Origin of the sequence: Schaalia sp., assembly GCF_050312375.1 — a bacterium.
GTDB classification, from domain to species: Bacteria; Actinomycetota; Actinomycetes; order Actinomycetales; family Actinomycetaceae; genus Pauljensenia; species Pauljensenia hyovaginalis.
The window spans coordinates 1-16,721 of sequence record NZ_JBNOYB010000060.1 but is presented as its reverse complement, the minus strand read 5'-3'; the positions used below and the strand labels follow the sequence as shown (position 1 = coordinate 16,721).

General features: G+C 66.8%; 23 protein-coding genes, 1 tRNA gene and 1 other RNA gene. 2 read left to right on the top strand and 23 right to left on the bottom strand.

The window, feature by feature from the left end; all coding sequences use genetic code 11:
• Positions 1-24: 24 nt before the first annotated feature.
• From ACQY7V_RS04985 to ACQY7V_RS04920, 14 genes are all read right to left on the bottom strand, one after another.
• The gene (locus ACQY7V_RS04985) at positions 25-333 is read right to left on the bottom strand and encodes a hypothetical protein (RefSeq protein ID WP_303843688.1); all 309 of its coding nucleotides are present in this window, start codon (positions 331-333) and stop codon (positions 25-27) included.
• Positions 334-335: 2 nt separating this feature from the next.
• Positions 336-644 carry a hypothetical protein gene (locus tag ACQY7V_RS04980; protein WP_303843689.1) on the bottom strand — a complete coding sequence of 103 codons (309 nt, stop codon included), beginning with the start codon at positions 642-644 and terminating at the stop codon, positions 336-338.
• Between the two features lie 86 nt (positions 645-730).
• Positions 731-1,162 carry a hypothetical protein gene (locus ACQY7V_RS04975; protein WP_303843690.1) on the bottom strand — a complete coding sequence of 144 codons (432 nt, stop codon included), beginning with the start codon at positions 1,160-1,162 and terminating at the stop codon, positions 731-733.
• Positions 1,159-1,506, bottom strand: a complete 348-nt coding sequence (locus ACQY7V_RS04970) for a hypothetical protein (RefSeq protein ID WP_303843691.1) — start codon at positions 1,504-1,506, stop codon at positions 1,159-1,161. The genes ACQY7V_RS04975 and ACQY7V_RS04970 overlap by 4 nt, the downstream gene beginning before the upstream one ends.
• Positions 1,503-1,814, bottom strand: coding sequence for a hypothetical protein (locus tag ACQY7V_RS04965; RefSeq protein ID WP_303843692.1), 312 nt, complete (start codon positions 1,812-1,814; stop codon positions 1,503-1,505). Before ACQY7V_RS04965 ends, ACQY7V_RS04970 begins: the two co-directional genes overlap by 4 nt.
• A 1-nt stretch (position 1,815) precedes the next feature.
• A complete protein-coding gene (locus ACQY7V_RS04960) occupies positions 1,816-3,318 on the bottom strand; it encodes an HK97 family phage prohead protease (RefSeq protein ID WP_428639170.1) in 1,503 nt (500 codons plus the stop codon).
• On the bottom strand, positions 3,315-4,412 hold the full coding sequence (locus tag ACQY7V_RS04955) for a phage portal protein (protein WP_428639168.1): 1,098 nt from the start codon (positions 4,410-4,412) through the stop codon (positions 3,315-3,317). Before ACQY7V_RS04955 ends, ACQY7V_RS04960 begins: the two co-directional genes overlap by 4 nt.
• 27 nt (positions 4,413-4,439) lie before the next feature.
• The gene (locus ACQY7V_RS04950) at positions 4,440-4,640 is read right to left on the bottom strand and encodes a hypothetical protein (RefSeq protein ID WP_303843694.1); all 201 of its coding nucleotides are present in this window, start codon (positions 4,638-4,640) and stop codon (positions 4,440-4,442) included.
• Positions 4,637-6,043, bottom strand: coding sequence for a terminase large subunit domain-containing protein (locus tag ACQY7V_RS04945; RefSeq protein WP_303773895.1), 1,407 nt, complete (start codon positions 6,041-6,043; stop codon positions 4,637-4,639). Before ACQY7V_RS04945 ends, ACQY7V_RS04950 begins: the two co-directional genes overlap by 4 nt.
• Positions 6,040-6,363: a hypothetical protein gene (locus tag ACQY7V_RS04940; RefSeq protein ID WP_303773897.1), complete on the bottom strand. Its 324-nt coding sequence runs from the start codon at positions 6,361-6,363 to the stop codon at positions 6,040-6,042. The genes ACQY7V_RS04945 and ACQY7V_RS04940 overlap by 4 nt, the downstream gene beginning before the upstream one ends.
• A gap of 77 nt (positions 6,364-6,440) precedes the next feature.
• Positions 6,441-6,665, bottom strand: coding sequence for an HNH endonuclease (locus ACQY7V_RS04935; protein WP_414483016.1), 225 nt, complete (start codon positions 6,663-6,665; stop codon positions 6,441-6,443).
• A gap of 50 nt (positions 6,666-6,715) precedes the next feature.
• Positions 6,716-6,916, bottom strand: coding sequence for a hypothetical protein (locus ACQY7V_RS04930; RefSeq protein ID WP_303773899.1), 201 nt, complete (start codon positions 6,914-6,916; stop codon positions 6,716-6,718).
• A complete protein-coding gene (locus ACQY7V_RS04925) occupies positions 6,906-7,733 on the bottom strand; it encodes a hypothetical protein (RefSeq protein WP_320772599.1) in 828 nt (275 codons plus the stop codon). Before ACQY7V_RS04925 ends, ACQY7V_RS04930 begins: the two co-directional genes overlap by 11 nt.
• A 53-nt stretch (positions 7,734-7,786) precedes the next feature.
• Positions 7,787-7,969 (bottom strand): hypothetical protein, encoded by a 183-nt coding sequence (locus ACQY7V_RS04920; RefSeq protein ID WP_303773901.1) that lies wholly within the window; start codon positions 7,967-7,969, stop codon positions 7,787-7,789.
• A 74-nt stretch (positions 7,970-8,043) separates the two neighbouring features.
• On the opposite strand from ACQY7V_RS04920, the gene ACQY7V_RS04915 reads away from it, so the two are divergent.
• Positions 8,044-8,322, top strand: a complete 279-nt coding sequence (locus tag ACQY7V_RS04915) for a hypothetical protein (protein ID WP_303773902.1) — start codon at positions 8,044-8,046, stop codon at positions 8,320-8,322.
• Positions 8,323-8,324: 2 nt separating this feature from the next.
• Here ACQY7V_RS04915 and ACQY7V_RS04910 read toward each other — a convergent pair whose 3' ends face one another.
• Entirely contained in the window at positions 8,325-8,558 is a 234-nt protein-coding gene (locus ACQY7V_RS04910) for a helix-turn-helix domain-containing protein (RefSeq protein ID WP_428639166.1), read from the bottom strand.
• A 100-nt stretch (positions 8,559-8,658) separates the two neighbouring features.
• Here ACQY7V_RS04910 and ACQY7V_RS04905 point away from each other — a divergent pair, with 100 nt between their 5' ends.
• The gene (locus tag ACQY7V_RS04905) at positions 8,659-8,979 is read left to right on the top strand and encodes a helix-turn-helix domain-containing protein (protein ID WP_303773905.1); all 321 of its coding nucleotides are present in this window, start codon (positions 8,659-8,661) and stop codon (positions 8,977-8,979) included.
• Here ACQY7V_RS04905 and ACQY7V_RS04900 read toward each other — a convergent pair.
• The 8 genes from ACQY7V_RS04900 to ACQY7V_RS04865 form a co-directional block, all read right to left on the bottom strand.
• Positions 8,945-9,017, bottom strand: a tRNA-Arg gene (locus ACQY7V_RS04900). The genes ACQY7V_RS04905 and ACQY7V_RS04900 overlap by 35 nt on opposite strands.
• Positions 9,018-9,272: 255 nt before the next feature.
• The gene (locus ACQY7V_RS04895) at positions 9,273-10,340 is read right to left on the bottom strand and encodes an aldo/keto reductase (protein WP_428639164.1); all 1,068 of its coding nucleotides are present in this window, start codon (positions 10,338-10,340) and stop codon (positions 9,273-9,275) included.
• 97 nt (positions 10,341-10,437) lie between these two features.
• Positions 10,438-10,533, bottom strand: an RNA gene (gene ffs, locus ACQY7V_RS04890) — signal recognition particle sRNA small type.
• A gap of 54 nt (positions 10,534-10,587) precedes the next feature.
• A complete protein-coding gene (locus ACQY7V_RS04885) occupies positions 10,588-11,604 on the bottom strand; it encodes a LacI family DNA-binding transcriptional regulator (RefSeq protein ID WP_303778478.1) in 1,017 nt (338 codons plus the stop codon).
• 104 nt (positions 11,605-11,708) lie between these two features.
• A complete protein-coding gene (locus tag ACQY7V_RS04880; protein ID WP_303778479.1) occupies positions 11,709-13,163 on the bottom strand; it encodes a GH1 family beta-glucosidase in 1,455 nt (484 codons plus the stop codon).
• A complete protein-coding gene (locus tag ACQY7V_RS04875; RefSeq protein WP_235361822.1) occupies positions 13,160-14,095 on the bottom strand; it encodes a carbohydrate ABC transporter permease in 936 nt (311 codons plus the stop codon). The genes ACQY7V_RS04880 and ACQY7V_RS04875 overlap by 4 nt, the downstream gene beginning before the upstream one ends.
• Positions 14,092-15,042 (bottom strand): carbohydrate ABC transporter permease, encoded by a 951-nt coding sequence (locus ACQY7V_RS04870; protein ID WP_154475402.1) that lies wholly within the window; start codon positions 15,040-15,042, stop codon positions 14,092-14,094. Before ACQY7V_RS04870 ends, ACQY7V_RS04875 begins: the two co-directional genes overlap by 4 nt.
• An 89-nt stretch (positions 15,043-15,131) precedes the next feature.
• Positions 15,132-16,436: an ABC transporter substrate-binding protein gene (locus tag ACQY7V_RS04865; RefSeq protein WP_428639161.1), complete on the bottom strand. Its 1,305-nt coding sequence runs from the start codon at positions 16,434-16,436 to the stop codon at positions 15,132-15,134.
• Positions 16,437-16,721: the final 285 nt, after the last annotated feature.

Sequence of the window (16,721 nt, the reverse complement as noted above, 5' to 3'; positions counted from 1 at the left end):
CCGTGGCGAGGGCGAGGGAGACGATTAGTCGGCGGCGGTCGCCGATTGGGTAGGGTCCACGTCGACGGCTGCGGCCTCGGCGTGTGAGGTGGCGTCGGAGAATTGTTCGAAGGTCATGCCTGAGGGGAGTTCACCGGTTCGTTTAAGGGCCGCGTAGGCGAGGTATGTGGCCCACAGGAAGGGGGCTTCTGTGGGTGTGGGCCACTTCTCACGCTTGCACGCCAGTTCCCAGCGGATTCGGTCGCGGTTGTCAGTTTCGACGGTCATCTCGGTGAGGATGCCGGTGGGGGCGCAGGTGATGATGTGGACGTTGAGGCCTTTGATGGTTGCCATGTTTAGGTTCCTTGGATCGTGTCGAGTAGGGCCTCGACGCGCTGGGAGTAGAGGGCGAACCATGTGGGTTCGGTGTCTTGCGCGGTGAGGCTGAGGAAGGGATTGGGCTTGATGTGGCGGGTGTGCCATCCCCAGTGAATTGGGGGCCCGTAGGGGACGCCGCCTTTGCGGTTGTTTCCGGCTCTTGCGATGGCTGCGGCTTGGGTGGCACCTGCGCGGACGGTGGCGGCGAGGCGTCCGGTGCGCTTGGGGACGCGGGCAGTGGAGGCGCCGACGATGACTCCGGCGACGAGGCGATTGGTTTCGCGCATTTCGCGCATGTCTACGCCTGCTTTGCGCAGGGTGGAGCGTAGGCGGGCGGCACCTTCGACCTTGACGCCGGAGTAGTCGACCATGGTCAGGCGCCGGGGCCGGTGATGGCGGGTTCGATGGTGGGCTTGGTGGTGCATTCCCATTCGAAGTCGGCGGTTGCCTTGCCCCCGACTTCGCCGCCGATGTCTGTGGCCTCGACGGTGACGACTCCCCTAATGGCCTTTTCGCCTGCGTTGTTGGGGATGTATTCGAAGGGGAGGTCCTTTCCGGCGTTGGCCCAGGTGAATTCGCTGACGGACTTGTCGGCGCCGAGATCCTGGAGGAAGGTGCCCGAAAGGGTGAATGCTTCGGTGCGGTCGCCTTGTACCTTTTCGCCCGAGAGGACGGCGATGGGGTCGCCTTTCTTGACTTGGGGCTTGACGGTGCATTTGGTGACCTGGGAGGACAAGACGAAGAGGGAGGACTTGTCTCCCAGGGTCAGGACGCCGGGGCCGACGGTGACGGTGTTGACGCTCATGGGGTGGTCTCCGTTTCGATTTCGAAGTGCAGGGCGGGCAGGGGGTCGGGACTGATGTTGGGGAGGGTGAGGCCTTGGGGGCGGATCTTCTTTCCGATGGTGAGGGGGTGGATGCGGTCGAGGAGATCTCCGAGGGCGGCGATGTGGGCGCCGTTGTCTGGGGCGACGAGGTACACGTCCCACGAGACGGCGAGGCCGGCGCCGTCGAGGGTTGTGGTGGTGATCTCGTTGGGGGCGAGGTAGACGCCGGGGAGGTCGAGATCGCGGGGGTCGGTAACGGCTCGGATCCCGAGGTCGTCGAGGGCTTTGGTGAGGTCGAGGGCTGCGGAGGCGAGGAGGCTCATATGACCACCGGGAGGGCGTAGGCCTCGATCTTGAGGAGGCGGGCGATGTCGGAGTCGTACCGGCTGACGTAGGTGGCGCCCATCTCGCTCATGGACTCGATGCCCGCCGGGGAGTTGCGGCGCCGGTGGAGGCGGGCGGTGAGCATGGTGGCGCCGAGGATGACCTCGGCACTCCATGGGGCCGAGCCGACCGGGAGGGCATTGACGAGGGCGCAGACGGCGGCGGCGCACTCGGTGAGGGTGGCGTCGTAGGGCTCGGGGAGTTTGGCCCAGCGTCCGGCCCTCCCGGCCAGTTCGTCGGCGTTCATGTCAGCCCTCGGCGTCGATCTTGAAGAGCGCGCGCTCGTCGTTGACAAGCAGCCCGTAGTATCCGAAGAGGCCGAGGTCGATTCCGCCCTTGGGGAGGTCGATGGCGTTGATGCGGATGGGGGTGCCGTCCTCGTAGTAGGTGGCGGCGCGCTTATCTCCGGCGAGGATGGTACCGGCGGCGAGGCTGGGGTCGACGAAGAGGCGCAGGCCGTTGACGGTGGCGGTGGTGGTGGACAGGTTGACGGCGTCGCCGCCGCCGAGCCACCACGGGACTTCGTCGCGCTTGAGGGCGGTGAAGGCGGCCCACACGTCGACGCCGAATGCCACGAAGGACAGGGAGGAGCCGTGCCCGGCGGCCTCCTTGCCGAGGGTGACGAGGGCTGCAGGCAGGGTGTTGGACACGTTGATGTCGGTGGCGGCGTCGAGGAGGGCGGTGGCGACGGCGGCCTCGGTCTTGAGGGCGTAGTCCTCGACGGCTGCGGACCACATGGCCTCGATGAGGTCGGGGTCGCCGAGGTCGACATAGATTCTGTCGATGTCCCAGCCGCCCGCGATGCGGTTGACGGTGGCCTCGAGGGGCTCGGTTTCCATGGTGGAGGAGGGGATTTCTGTCTTGTTGCCCGCGTAGGTGTCGACGGTGGGGCGCGTCTTCCAGCGCCATCCCTTGACCTTGGTCGTGCGGCCGAGGGGCTTGGAGGTGATGGAGTCGATGAGGGGCCGGTCGACGCGGCGGCCGGTCCACAGTTCGCCGAGCCAGGAGGGGCGGCCAAGGAAGCCGGTGCCCTTGTCGGCGGAGGGCAGGATGTCTTTGAGGGCGGCGCGGACTTCGGCGGCGGGGGCGGAGTCGGTGATGAGGCGGGCGGCGGTCTCTGCGGCGGCGCGGACGGTGGTGGGTGTGGCAGAGGCGGGGAGGATCGGCGGGGCCTGCGGGGTGGCGGCTTCGACCGTGGGAGCTTGGGGGGCGGTGGTCTCGGTGGTAAGGGTTTCGGTGGTGGGGGTGCTGTTTTTCATGGGGGTTTCCTTTTCTTTGGGGTCCAGGGCTGCGGCCACGTTGGTGACGCGGGCGTCGGGGAATGCGGGGATGGCGGTGAGGCTAACCTCGCGGATGGTGGCGCGGGTGATGTGGGTGGTCTCTTCGCCGTTGACGTACTGCCAGCCGCCGGGTTCGGGGTAGGCGCCGACGGAGAGGCCGTCGCGCAGGCCGTTGGCTGCGGAGGCGAGGGCCTCGTCGCCTGCGGGGGTTTCGGGCACGAAAAACCGCATGGTGAGGCGGTCTCCCTCTTCGGCGGCGGCGACGCCGTAGCCGACGGCGGAGTGGTGGTCGTGCTCGATGCACAGTTTCACGCGGGAGAGGTCGTCGGGGAGGATGAGGCTTCCGGGTTCGAAGATCACTGGGCCCGTGGAGGCGTTGGCGCGTTGCCCGAAGAACGTGGCGGTTCCGGTGATGGTGCGGGCTTGGGGGTCGACTTTGGCGGGGGTGAAGGCGCAGGTGATGACTGTCATTTGCTGGTCTCCCTTGGGGTTCCGTGTTCGCGGGCGATGAGGTCGTCGACGGTGTAGACGCCGGACTCGATGGCGGTCTTGTAGGAGGTCATTCGGTCGCCGAAGTCCGCGGCGAGGAGGGGGTCGGTGTCGAAGCGGCACCATTGGCCTCGGGGGAGGATGTCGTCGAGGCTGAGTCGCTCGCAGATCGCGGCCATGTAGGGGGCGAGGGTGTAGTCGATGAGTTCGCGGGCGCGGGCGGGGACGTTGGTGTAGGTCATGGAGGCGGCTTCGGCGGGTGCGTCGACGGCCCAGGCTGGCAGTCCGAGGACGCGGGCGAGGTCGAGGGCGGCCGCTTTGCGTCCATCGATGAGGAGGTTCTCGGGAGAGGCGGCAAGGGTTTTGGTTTCAATGGAGGCCGAGGAGTAGGAGACGTTTGTCTTTGCGCGCTGGTTGACGTATTCGGCGACGAGCGCGCGGGCCTGCTCGGGGGTGAGGGGGGTTCCGCCGGTTTGGTGCAGCTCGACGGCGGGGACCGGGTTGGTGGAGGCGATGAGGGCGGCGCGGTCGAGGCGCAGGGCGGCGCGGATGCGCTCGGATGCGTAGGTGAGGATGCCCTCGTGTGGGCCGTCGACGCGGATCACGTCGGCCCGGTTGACGGGGCGGCCCCAGGCTGCGATGAGGGTGCCGGTTTCGTCGGTGGTCGCATGCCACTGGGGAACCCATTGAATCCGTCGGGGGCGGCCGTCTTCGGCGTAGCGGTCGACGATGAGGTAGTGGGCGACGCCGTACCACATGAGGGCGTCGACCATCCATGTCATGGTGATGACGCGGGGGCGGCCCTGCTCGGGCTGGTCGAGGATGGTGGGGCCTGGGGTGGGCGCGTCGCCGGTCATCGCGACGAGGGGGAGGCGTCCGATGGATCCGGCGATCAGGTTGCGGCCCTTGGCGAGGGCGGCGACGCTCATGGCTTGGGCGCGGGTGACGGGCAGGGCGTCGGCGTCGAGGTCGAGGAGGTGCGCCCATGTGGCGGTTTCGAGGGAGGAGCGGTCGGTCCACGGGGAGGAGATTTCGCGGGCGCTGATCCCAAGGAGACGGGCGATGGGGTTTGCCATGCGCACCATGCTTGGCGCCTGGTTGGACTATTGGTGCTGTCCTCGGCGTGTCGCTGCCCGGGCGAGGTCGTAGGCTTGGCGGCCCTCGGGGTGGACGTTTGTCTCGTGCTCGAGGGCTTTTTTCATTGCTGCGGAGCGGTTGAGGGCGAGGTCGCGCCATCCGCATGTGCAGACGGCGAGGACGCTTCGGTCGGAGGCGTCCAGGCGGATCCGGTATTGGCGGTTCATGCGCTGATCCCGATGATGAGAGGGGCGGCTTGGGTGGCGGTGTAGGTGTGGGCGCGCAGGGCGACGGTGGCGGCGATGAGTTCCCAGATGGGTCCCTGGGAGTCGCGGCGGCTCCAAGCGTCGGCTTCGCCGAGGCGGCGCAGGGCGGCGCCGTTGACTGCGTCGAGGAGGGCGGGATCGCCGTTGTGGTCGACGGTTCCGGTGGTGAGGGCTTCGATGAGATCTCCGGTGGCGGCGGCGAAGTCTCTGGCGCCGAGGGTGAGGACCTCGAGGCTGTTGAGGCGGGCTTGCTCGGTGATGGATCGGGCGGGGCCGCCGTCGTCGGCGGCGAGGCGGCTTCCTCGGGCGTAGAGGTCGGCGAGGGTGTCGAGGAGCCACCATGTGCCGGGCTGGGATAGGTAGGGGCGCAGGTGATGGCCCTCGGGGTCTGTCCAGGCGGCCCAGATGGTCGCCCATGATCGATCGCGGGACACCTCATAGGCGAAGGTGGTGGCGGTGGGGTCGGTGGGCGGGGTCTGCTCGGTGTTGGTGGTGCGGGCGAGGATCTCGGGGTCGATGACGGCGGTTTTGGTGGTGGACCAGATGTTGCCGAATGCTCTGGCGAACTCGCCTGCGGGCATGGTTTCGCGGGCGTCGAGGATGGTCTTGACGGTTTGCGTTTCGCCGACGGCGGGGTGGAATGATTCGATGACGGCGGGGTCGGAGAGGTCGGCGTCGTCGGCGGCGGACCATTCGAAGTAGGCGAGGCGGGCGGCGGGGTCTTGGGTGGCTTCGCGTCCTCGGTCGACCCATTCTTTGAGCCATGCGGAGTCAGCGTCGCCTGCGGTGGAGACGATCCAGAGTTGCCGATTGTCGAGGGTGGCTTGCGCGGGCACGATGGCGGCCATAAGCGCGGCCCCGAGGTCCTCATCAAAGGCAAACGCCTCGTCCAGCATGACGAGTTCGGGGGTGTAGCCGTGGAGGGCGGTCCTGGTGGGGGCGAAGGTGCGGACCTGGCCGCGCCCGTTCTTCCACTCCATGCACTCGGCTCCGGCGCCGCGCTTGATGGTGACCAGATCCGGGAACTTGAGTTCTGCGGCGTTGACGAGATCCGCCCAACGTTCGCGCGCGTCCTTGCCTGACTGGGCCGAGTAGAACGCCTGCGAGCGGGGATAGCGAAGCGTGCGTTGTGCCATGATGGCGCGCATGAGGGTGGTCTTGCCGGACTGGCGCGGGACGGTGAGGACGACGGTTGGGTAGCGCCATCCGAGGCCGTCGGGGGTGCGCTCGGTGACAACGCGGGCGACTTGATTTTGCCAGGGCATGAGAGGGGTCCCGAGGAGGCGGGCCATGGCGCCGACGTGCCATGCCTCGTGCTTTGCGCCGTCGGTGGGGCGTGTGGCGTAGCGGGGTTCGGCGCTCATGCGGGATCCTCGGTGGGGGCGTCGCCGCGCATGATGGCGGCGAGGCTGGCTTCTGCGGTGTCCTCGTTTATGGTGGGGACGGGCAGGTCAGCGAGGACCTCGCGGAGTTGCTGGGCGGCGGCGGGGACGCTGGTTTTTCCGTAGGCGGCGCCTGCGCTGATTGCTCGGGCGAGATCTCGGGCAAGTTGCACGAGGGCTGCATGTTCGGGGCCGAGGAGCCCGGCGTCTCGCTTGGCGCTGATGGTCGTCTCGACGGCCTGCTCGAGATCAGAGGCGGGCGGGCGGCTCGGCCCCAGGAGCGTGCCTTGGGTTTCGGTCATGGTCGGCTCGATTCGGGGTTTTTCCTGGCGTTTCGGGAGGGAAAGGAGAGGGCAGGCGCGGGGTAGCCTGAGGGTCGTCATTCAAAGAAACGGCGCTCGTCGGCGCGCTTTCTGCGCCTACTCATGGGGTCGGCCTGCCGCGATGAGTTGCATGACAGGTGTGCGGGCCGCAGGTTCGCGAGGTCGTCCGACCCACCACGGGCTCTCGGGACGATGTGATCGATGCTCAGTGATGCGCCGTCGGGGAATGCAAGGCGGAGGTCGATCGGCTGGGCGCACAGATGGCACGTGGTGCCGTACACGTCAAGGACTCGCGAACGCAGGCGGCGGGATGCACGCCCACCCCACCGGCTCACCGCCCACTCCGCACCGTGTCGATGATGGCCTGAGCGCACCGGACGACCTGGATGGACTGGACATAGATCCGCATCTGATCCGTGCTCATCGAATACCCGGAGCCGTTGTCGACCAGGTCGCGGATCCTCTCGGCGATCGCGAGCATGTCCTCGGCCGCATCGAGGAGAGCCAGGCGGGTTTCGTGGTCAGTAGGCATGGGCGATCTCCTGGGCTTTCGTGTCGGTCAGTGCGATGCGGGCACGCTGTCGGGGGGTGGCGTTGGGGTAGGCCTGGGCAAAGTAGGCATCGAGGGCACGGTCTCGCGCTTCGCTTACTTCGTCGTCCTTGCTCCGAGCGCCTTCGCGCTCGGCCTTGTCCCACTCCCATTGGGCTTGCCATCCCTTCATGCGACACACGTTGCAGTAGCGGGGCACGTCGTTGCCGTGATGACACACTCTGGGCATGAACTCGGGCATCGGGTTTGCCATCGTTTCCTCCTTCTTGGGAGTCTTGTCGTTCGTGAATGCGGAATGCGAAGGCTCCGGGGAGCAGGGGCGGTGCGCCCTGCGCCCCTCCTCCCCCTTAGAGGGGGGAGGGTTAGTAGCTGCTTCCGCATGGTCTGACCTGCGCAAACGCGGCGGAATTGTTCTTTTGCGCAGTTTGCGAAGTCTTGCGCGCGTCTCCTCGATGTAGCGGCGCATCCGTTCGTCGTGGCGGCGGCGCGCGGCCTCGATCCAGTCGCACAGAATCGATTTGACGATCCTGAAGCGTCCGGGCTGCGGGTTGCCGTCGATCACGCCGCCCCGACGCCACTCGACGAGGCCCGCGTCCTCGAGGAGGTGCAGGCTGTCGCGCGTCCATTTGTCGGAGTAGGCCGCGCGATCGCGGACTTGCTTTGCGGTGGCGACCGTCGTCGCCGAGCGGCCCCGGTGTTCGTCGAACATGATCGAGGCGAGCGCCTCGAGGACGACGCGAACGCCGCGAAACTCCGCTCCAGAAAGGGGCCCCCACTCGGCTTTGCCGAGGGCGTGCACGAGGGCGAGCACGTCCATCGACGGCGACGGACGTAGTGAGGAATGTGCTTCGCTCATCGCTCGGAATCCTCCTCATCGACGACCAGGGCCCAGATGACAACCGAGACGGAAAGCCAGGCCAGAGCCCAGCCGTTGCCCGGCCACGCCGCACGCGACGACCAGAACTGCGCGATGAAAACGATCAGGGCCAGGAGGGCGTTCAACGCCGCGAGAAGCGCCGGAAGATGCACCCTCATCGGTCCTCCCCGGTAGGCTCCGAGGTGCCACCCATCGGCGCATTAGCGCCGCCGTCACCTACCGAGGAGAAGTCGTGGAACCCGAACCTAGCGACGCGATCACGCTCGATACCCTCACGCAGATTTCGAAGCAGCTCATCGAGCGAAGCGAGACGGACCTTGCACGAGTCGAGGCGATCGCCGAGGTTGTCGACGGGCTCGTCCGCGCCGTTGGCGAGCTGACGGCCATCGTCGGTGGCCTTGCTGAGCGCGTAGACGATTCCGAGAGTCAGGCAAGTACCAAGAGCAAGCTTGAAGAAATTCGCAAGTGGCTTGCACTCGCAGTATCGACTTTGGGAACGCTGCTGAAGTGAACTCACGCCCCCACCTCCTCGGGATCGACGATCGAGTAGGCGGAAAGCGCGATAGGCACGCCCGCATCACGCAGAGCATCCAAGTCGCTGAAGGTCCAGCGCGCCCGCCCATGCAGGCGCGCAGAAACCTGCGACTGAGAAACGCCCAGGATCTTGGAAATATCGCACTGAGTCGCGGCAGTCGCGGTCATGAACTGCCGCACCTCGCGACTGACAATCGTCTGAGAAGTAGCCATGGCGCACAATCTATTGCTTAGAGCAATAAGTCATGGGATGACGCACCGGCGTGTCTCTAGTTGACTGCTAGAGATCATTGGATATTGCTATAGTTCCAGCATGACTACCGCAATCCCATTGCCTAAGCCCAGCTTTTCCGAGAGTGTCGCCGCTAACGTCCGAGCCCTGGCAGCGGCGGCGGGCTTTTCACAGTCCTCACTAGGGCGCGCCGTTGGACTCTCACAGTTCCAAGCGCATAAGCGGTGGACGGGGTCCGTTGCTTGGACGCTTGACGAACTTCCCCTAGTAGCGGACACGCTCGGAGTGTCGGTGTCCGTCCTCATTGACGATTTCATCCCGAAAACGCAGAACCCCGACCGGTGGATCGCACCGAGCGGGGCCGCTGCGCGCCCGAAGGGACTCGAACCCCCAACCTTCTGATCCGTAGTCAGATGCTCTATCCATTGAGCTACGGGCGCATCGCCGTTTGGCTGACGCCAACTGTACGCGTTCGCCGGGGGCGAATACAAACTGACGAATGGGGCTTCGATCACACCGGCGGCGCAGCCCTGATCGTAGCGCTCACCTCCTCCCGTGAGGCTCCGCGAACGGGCCCCTCGGAATGCGCGCCCGCGCGCGGCGATCGACGCGACCGGGAGCGCTTCGGAGCGTTGCCCCGCTCCGCGGATCGGGGCTCCCAACCAGCCGATTGGGAGCCCCGGGTGTCCCGCGCTTCACACCAGTGAGGCGGGAAAGGAGTGCTCGTCGATGAGGGCCAGCTCATCCTCGCTGAAGGCGAGGCGATCGAGGGCTCCGAGCGAGTCCCTCAACTGGTCGGGCGAGGAGGCGCCGACGAGCACCGTCGTCACGCGCTCATCGCGGAGCAGCCAGGAGAGCGCCATCTGGGCGAGGGTCTGCCCGCGCTCAGCCGCGAGCGCGTCCAGTGCGCGCAGGTGGGCGATCCGCTCGTCGGAGAGGACCTCGGGCGAGAGGTAGCGCTGCTCGGTGACGCGCGACCCCTTCGGGTAGCGCTCCTCGCCGAGGTATTTCGAGGTGAGGAGCCCCTGCGCGAGCGGGCTGAAGACCGCCATGCCGAGCCCGAGCTCGCCGCACACGTCGAGCAGGCCCTTCTCGACCGTCCGGTCGAGCATCGAGTAGCGGGGCTGGTGGACGACGAGGGGCAGGCCGATCCGCCGCGCGATCTCGACGGCCTCGCGCGTCTGGGCGGGCCCGTAGGAGGAGATTCCCGCGTAGAGGGCTTTGCCGGAGCGGACCGCCTGGTCGAGCGCCCCCATCGTCTCCTCGAGCGGGGTCGTCTCGTCGAAGCGGTGCGAGTAGAAGATGTCGACGTAGTCGAGTCCCATGCGTTTGAGGGATTGGTCGAGGGAGGCGAGGATGTACTTCCTCCCGCCGCCGCCCGCTCCGTAGGGCCCGGCCCACATGTCGTAGCCCGCTTTGGAGACGATGATCATCTCGTCGCGGTAGGGCTTGAAGTCGTGGGCCATGTGCCGACCGAAGTTCTCCTCGGCGGAGCCGTAGGGCACGCCGTAGTTGTTCGCGAGGTCGAATTGCGTGATCCCCAGGTCGAAGGCGGTCCGCAGGATCTCGCGTTGTGAGGCGATCGAGTGGTCGTCGCCGAAGTTGTGCCACAGTCCGAGGCTGATCATCGGCAGGTCGAGTCCGGAGCGCCCGCACCTGCGGTAGTGCGCGCCGGCGGCTTCGTAGCGATCGGGGGCTGGATTCCACAGCGAGTCGAATTGCTGTTGGGCGATCGGGGTGGGCAGCTCGGGGGTGCTCGTCACGGTGGCCTCCAGTGGCATCGCGGTTTTCGGTTTCGGGTGCTGCGGCCGGGCGCTTCCTCATCGACGAGGGCGGGGTCGGCGCACGATTCAGGGGGAAATGAAGGACCCTCCACGCACCCGGCAGCGCACCCTTATCCTTGCTGCCTTCCGGCCCTGGGGAGGTTCGGATGATACCGTCACGTGGAGGATCGTTTTCAGTCTACACGGCCCGGGAAGCCGCCGCGAACCTTGAGGCGGCCGCGGGGGCTCAGCAGCTGCGCCGCTCGACGAGGCGGGTGTCGAGCATGACGGGTTCTCCGTCCCATGCGCCTTCGGCGATCTCGCGGATCATCCGCGCAGCGGCTCGGCCGAGTTCTTCAGCCGGGTTGATGAGGGTTGTCAGAGGCGGGTCGAAGGTCGCGGCCCGATCGACGTCGTCGAAGCCGACGACGCGCAGGTCCTCGGGAATCCGGATCCCGGCCGCCTGCCATACGCGCATCGCCGCGAAGGCCATCGGATCGGAGGAGACGAAGACGCCGTCGACGGCTCCCACTTCGATCGCGGGGAGGAGTTCTTTGCCCGCCTCTTCGCCCGATTCGGAGGTGAAATGCCCCTCGACCTGGACTGGGACGATCCCCGCCTTCGCGAGCTCGGTGCGAAAGCCCTGGAGACGGTCGTCGGCAGCCGCGATATCGAGGGTGCCGGTGATGATCGCGGGATGCCGCACCCCCGCCTCGAGGAGTCTGCGCGCCGCGAGGACGCCCCCCTTGACGTTGTCGACGTCCACCCATGATTTCGGCGGATTCTCAACGAAGGGGCGGCCGACGAAGACGATCGGGATCGGCGAGGACAGGTAGGCATCCATGAGCTCGGGCGCCCGGTGGTGCGAAACGATGATCGCTCCGTCGACGCGGCCGTCTCTCAGGAACGCCCCGGCCCGATTGGAGATCCCCGCCGAATGGGCGAAGGCGGTGACGAGCTGGACGTCTTCGCGTGCGAAGGTCCTCGACACGGAGATCGCGATGCGTGCGAAGAAGGGGTCAGTGAAGACGAAGAAGTCGGGCTCGGGGACCATGAGGGCGATCGTGTCGGTCCTGCGGGTGACGAGTTGACGGGCCGCCTGATTCGGCACGTAGCCGAGTTCTGCGACGGCGAGTCGGACCGCGGCGATTTTCGCCTCGGCGACGCCGGCGTCGCCCCGGACGACCCGTGAGGCCGTTGCCCGCGATACTCCCGCATGGCGCGCGACGTCCTCGAGGGTGATGCTGCCGGTCTTACGACTCACTCCCCTCCTCCTTCCAGTCTTCCCGATCGGCGCGGACGCCTTGCGGATCCGGGGCCTTCGCGCCTCGACGGCGATGCCGGATCGCCGTCGAGCCGAGCGGGCCCTCAGTCGATGTCGAAGGCGTTGTTCTTCATGACATCGCGGTACCACAGCGCCGAGGCTTTCGGCGTGCGCACCTGCGTGTCGTAGTCGACGCGGACGATCCCGAAGCGCTTCGTGAAGCCGAAGGCCCATTCGAAGTTGTCCATGAGCGACCACTCGAGGTATCCGATGACGTTCGCCCCTTCACTGATCGCCGCGTGCACCGCGGCGAGGTGTCCACGGATGTAGGCGAGTCTATCGTCCGAATCGTCAACGAAACCCGTTTCGTCGGGGACGTCGTCGTAGGCGGCGCCGTTCTCCGTGATGACGAGCGGGATCCCCGCCGGCCCCGTGTACTCGCGTTCGAGGCGGACGAGCAGCTCACGGAGATCGTCGGGGCCGACCTCCCATCCCATGTGGGTGACCGGGAGGCCGCGGGAGACGCCTCTGACCCTTTCGGATCCGACGTTCGGCGAGCGGCGGGGACGGCCCTGCTCGTTGATCCTCACGAGCGGCGATCGGTCGAGCGGATCGGCGGCCCGCACCATCTGGCCGTTGTAGAAGTTCACGCCGAGCACGTCGATCGGGGTCGAGATGATCTCGAGGTCGCCCTCGCGGATCCACGTCCGGATGTCGCAGCGCTCGTCGCCATCCTCGGTCGCGGCCATGTCGGCGACGACGTCGGCCGGGTAGGCGCCCCGGAAGATCGGGTCGAGGAAGAGGCGGTTCGAGGTCCCATCGATCCTGCGGGCCGCGTCGATGTCGCCCGGATCCGTCGGGTCCGCAGGGTGCGCGACGGTGAAGTTGAGGGTGATGCCGAGCGCCGGATCCTCCCCGCGCGCGGAAGCGGCTTCGCGGATCGCCTTCGCGCCGAGGCCGTGGGCGAGGAGGAGGTGATGGGCGGCTGCGACTGCCTCGCCCGGATCCGTGTGCCCGGGGGCGTGTTCGCCGCCCGCGTAGGCCAGGAGCGAGGAGCACCACGGCTCGTTGAGGGTGGTCCACACGCCCACTTTGGAGCCGAGCCGCTCGTAGACGGCGCGCGCGTAGTCGGCGAAGAGGAAGGCGGTCTCACGCTTCGTCCATCCGCCCTTCTCGCCGAGGGCGGCGGGAAGGTCCCAGTGGTAGAGGGTGAGCCAGGGGTCGATCCCCGCCTCCCGGAGGGCGTCGACGAGTTCCTCGTAGAAGTCCAGGCCTTCCTCGTTCACCGTGCGCCCGTCGGGCATGACGCGCGCCCAGGAGACGGAGAATCGGTATGTCCCCGCTCCGAGATCCTTCATGAGGGTCACGTCCTCGCCGAGGCGGTGGTAATGATCGCAGGTGATGTCGAGGTTCGAGGAGTCGATGATCGCACCGGGCTCACGGGCGAAGACGTCCCAGATGGAATCGGCTTTCCCGCCTTCGCGGGCGGCGCCTTCGATCTGCGCGGCGGCGGTGGCGACTCCCCAGCGGAATCCCTCGGGGAAGGTGAGAGTGGTCATCCCTTGACGGCTCCTTGCATGATGCCGGTGACGAGCTGCCGGCCGGCGACGATGAACAGAATGAGAAGGGGCAGGGTCGCGACGACGACGCCGGCCATGACGAGCGAGTAGTCCTTGAAGTAGGACGCCTGGAGGAGCTGAAGGGCGACCGGGAGAGTCGGGTTCTTCGCTCCGAGGACGATGAAGGGCCAGAAGAAGTTCGTCCAGCTCCCCACGAAGGTGAAGAGGGCGAGCATCGAGGCCGCCGGGCGCGCAGCCGGCAGTGCGACCGACCAGAAGGTGCGGAACATCGAGGCTCCGTCGACGCGGGCCGCTTCGATGAGCTCGTAGGGCAGTGCGTCGCGGATGTACTGGGTCATCCAGAACACCCCGAAGGCCGTCACCATCGCCGGGACGATGACCGAGACGAGTTCGCCGTTCCACCCGAGCTTCGACATGACGATGAAGAGCGGGACGACGCCGAGCTGGGCGGGCACCGCCATCGTCGCGATGACGAAGGTGAGCAGCGCTTCGCGCCCTTTGAAGCGGAGCTTCGAGAAGGAGTAGCCCGCCAGCGTCGAGAAGAACACGACGGAGAGCGAGACGACGCCCGAGACGATGAGCGAGTTGATGAAGGCGGCGAACAGGTCGATGTCGGCGGTGAGGACGCGCGAGACGTTCTCGGCGAAATGCGCGCCCGGGATGAGCGAGGGGATCGGGTTGCGCGCGATTTCGGGGGCGGTCGACGCGGCCAGGAGGAAGGCGAAGTAGAGGGGGTAGGCGGAGACGAGGACGGTGATCGCGAGGATCGTGTAGCTCCACCAGCGGGGCCTCGCGTTCGCGCCGCCCGCGGCGGAGTGCGAGTTCTTGCGGCGGGCGGCCTTCGCGGCGCCCCTGCCCGCGGTCTGCTCGATCATCGCGATGGAGGGTTGTGTGCGGCTACGGGTGCTCATCTGCGGGCCTTCTTCCCTTCGGCGGAGGAGATCCTCCGGGTGAGCCAGAAGTTGAGGGCTCCGATCACGATGATGATGAGGAAGAGGATCCACGCGACGGCCGAGGCGCGTCCGAAGCTCTTCTGGGGGCCCCAGCCGAGCTGGTAGAGGTACATCGTGAGGGTGAGCCACTGCTTGTCGGAGCCGCCGTTGCCCATGATGTCGAACATGCGCGGCTCGTCGAAGATCTGGAGGCCGCCGATCGTTGAGGTGATGACGACGAAGATGATCGTCGAGCGGAGCTGGGGGATCGTCACGGAGAGGAACTGGCGCCAGCGTCCGGCGCCGTCGACCGTCGCGGCCTCGTAGAGTTCCCGGGGGATCGCCTGCATGGCGGCGAGGATGATGAGCGCGTTGTAGCCCGTCCAGCGGAAGTTCACCATGTTCGCGATCGCGATGTGCGAGGCGAGGGCGTTCGCGTGCCAGCCGATGGGGTCGAGTCCGATGAGGCCGAGGATCGTGTTGATCATGCCGGATTGGTCGGCGAAGACCTTGGAGAAGATGAGCGAGACGGCGACCGGGGCGACGACGTAGGGAAGGAGGACGCCCATCCTCCAGAAGGTCCGGGCGCGCAGATTCGAGTCGAGGACGTAGGCGATGAGCGTCGCGGCGATGATCTGGGGGACCGAGGAGAGCAGGAAGATCGAGAAGGTGTTCCGAAGCGCGGTCCAGAAGGCGGGCTGCGCGAGCACGTCGGCGTAGTTCGCGATGCCGTTGAAGCCTTGATTCCCCCCGATGAGGTGCCAGTTGTGCAGGGAGACCCACGCCGTGTAGAGGAGGGGGTAGAGGCCGGTGATGGCGAAGACGATGAAGAAGGGCGCGATGTAGACGTAGGGCGAGGTTTTGTACTCGAGGTTTCCCAGACGGTCGCGCCAGGTGAGCGATGACGTGCGTCGATCGGCTGGCATGCGGGCTCCTTAGGCGTTGGTCGCGCGTTCGCGCGGACTGTCGACGAGGGCGGGGCGGATTCCTCCACGGAGTCCGCCCCGCCGGACGGTCACATGAGGCCGAGGGCGTCGAACTCGCTGAGGGCCTTCTCCCAGGAGGAGGCCGGATCATCCGTGCCGGCGACGTCGACCCTGTTGATCGCGTCGGTCACGACGACCGTGATCGCGAAGAAGTTCGGGCCCTTGTGGGGCTGGACGGTGATCTTCTTCGCCATGTCGGAGTAGATCTGGCCGACGGGGGCGTTGTTGAAGAACTCGTTCGTGTACGAGAGGAGCTCATCGGAGGAGAGGGCGTCGACCTGCGAGGGGAAGGTGCCCTTCGCTTTGAAGGCCTTGATCTGCTGCTCGGGGGCGGTGAGCCATGCGGCGAGCTCGGTCGCTTCCTCGATGTGCGCGCCCTGGGCGGGGACCGTGAGGTATGAGCCGCCCCAGTTGCCGCCGCCTCCGGGGTAGACCGGGGCGACGTCCCAGCCCGTGACGCCGGCGGCGTTGCCCTCGATGACGCCGAGCATCCACGGCGGGCAGAGCATCGTCGCGAAGCCGTCGTTCTGGAAGGCGTTCACCCAGTCCTCGCTCCACTGCTCGAAGCCGGCGGAGAGTCCGTCGCTCGTCGAGGCCTGGAGGTCCTGATCGTAGACCGCCTTGATCGCGGTGTTGTCCTTGAGCGGGATGATCGAGTTGTCGTTCTTCTCGAAGGGGTTCTCGACCTGGTTGAGCATGCCCTGGTAGGTGCCCGTTGCGGAGTCGAACCACGGGATGCCGGTCTTGGCGACGAAGTCCTTGCCCACGGAGAAGTAGGTGTCCCAGTCGCCTTCGAGGAGCGCTGCGACTTCGTTGCGCTCGGTCGGCAGGCCGGCTTTGGCGAAGAGGTCGGCGCGGTAGCAGATCGCCTCGGGGCCGGCGTCGGTGCCGTAGCCGATGAGCTTGCCGTCTTCGGTGGTGGCGGCGGCCGACTTCCAGTCGAGCCAGCGCCCCTTCACGGCGTCGGTGTTGAGGTCGGCGAATTTGTCGGGGTACTGCATGAGTTCGGGGAGCCAGTCGACCTCGATCGCCTCGACGTCGGCGAGGCCGGAGCCTGCGGCGAGTCGGGTGTTCATGTTGTCGCGGGCTTCGTTCGATGTTGCGGCCTTCTTGCCGACGACTTTGATGCCGGGGTGGGTCTCCATGTATTCGGCGTAGAGGTCGTCGTAGCCGAATTCGTTGAAGGTGGCGACGGTGAGGGTGATCTCGCCGTCCGTGGATTCGGAGCTCGCGCCCGATTCGCCGCCCGCGCTTGCGCCCGATGAGCACGCCCCGAGGGCGAGGGCCCCTGCGGCTCCGAAGCCGATGAGCGTCGTCAGAGTCCTGGTTTTCACGTCGACAAACTCCTTCGTGTGCGTTGACGTTCAGACGGCGACGGGAAGTCGCTCGCCATCCGGACTGAGAGCGCTCTCATTTGCGCCATTGCGAACAGAGAGCGCTCTCAAAGGGATGTGACGAGTATTGCACACGGCGAAGTCGAGCGCACCCGTCGATCGATAACAAGAAGATCACGATCCGAAGAGGGAGCGCGCCCGGCAAGCCCCTTGGACGGCTCCCATCCGCCCGGGGCCGGATCCCCCGAATACGCCCGCTGGGCGCGGAGCTCGGCTCCGCAGTTC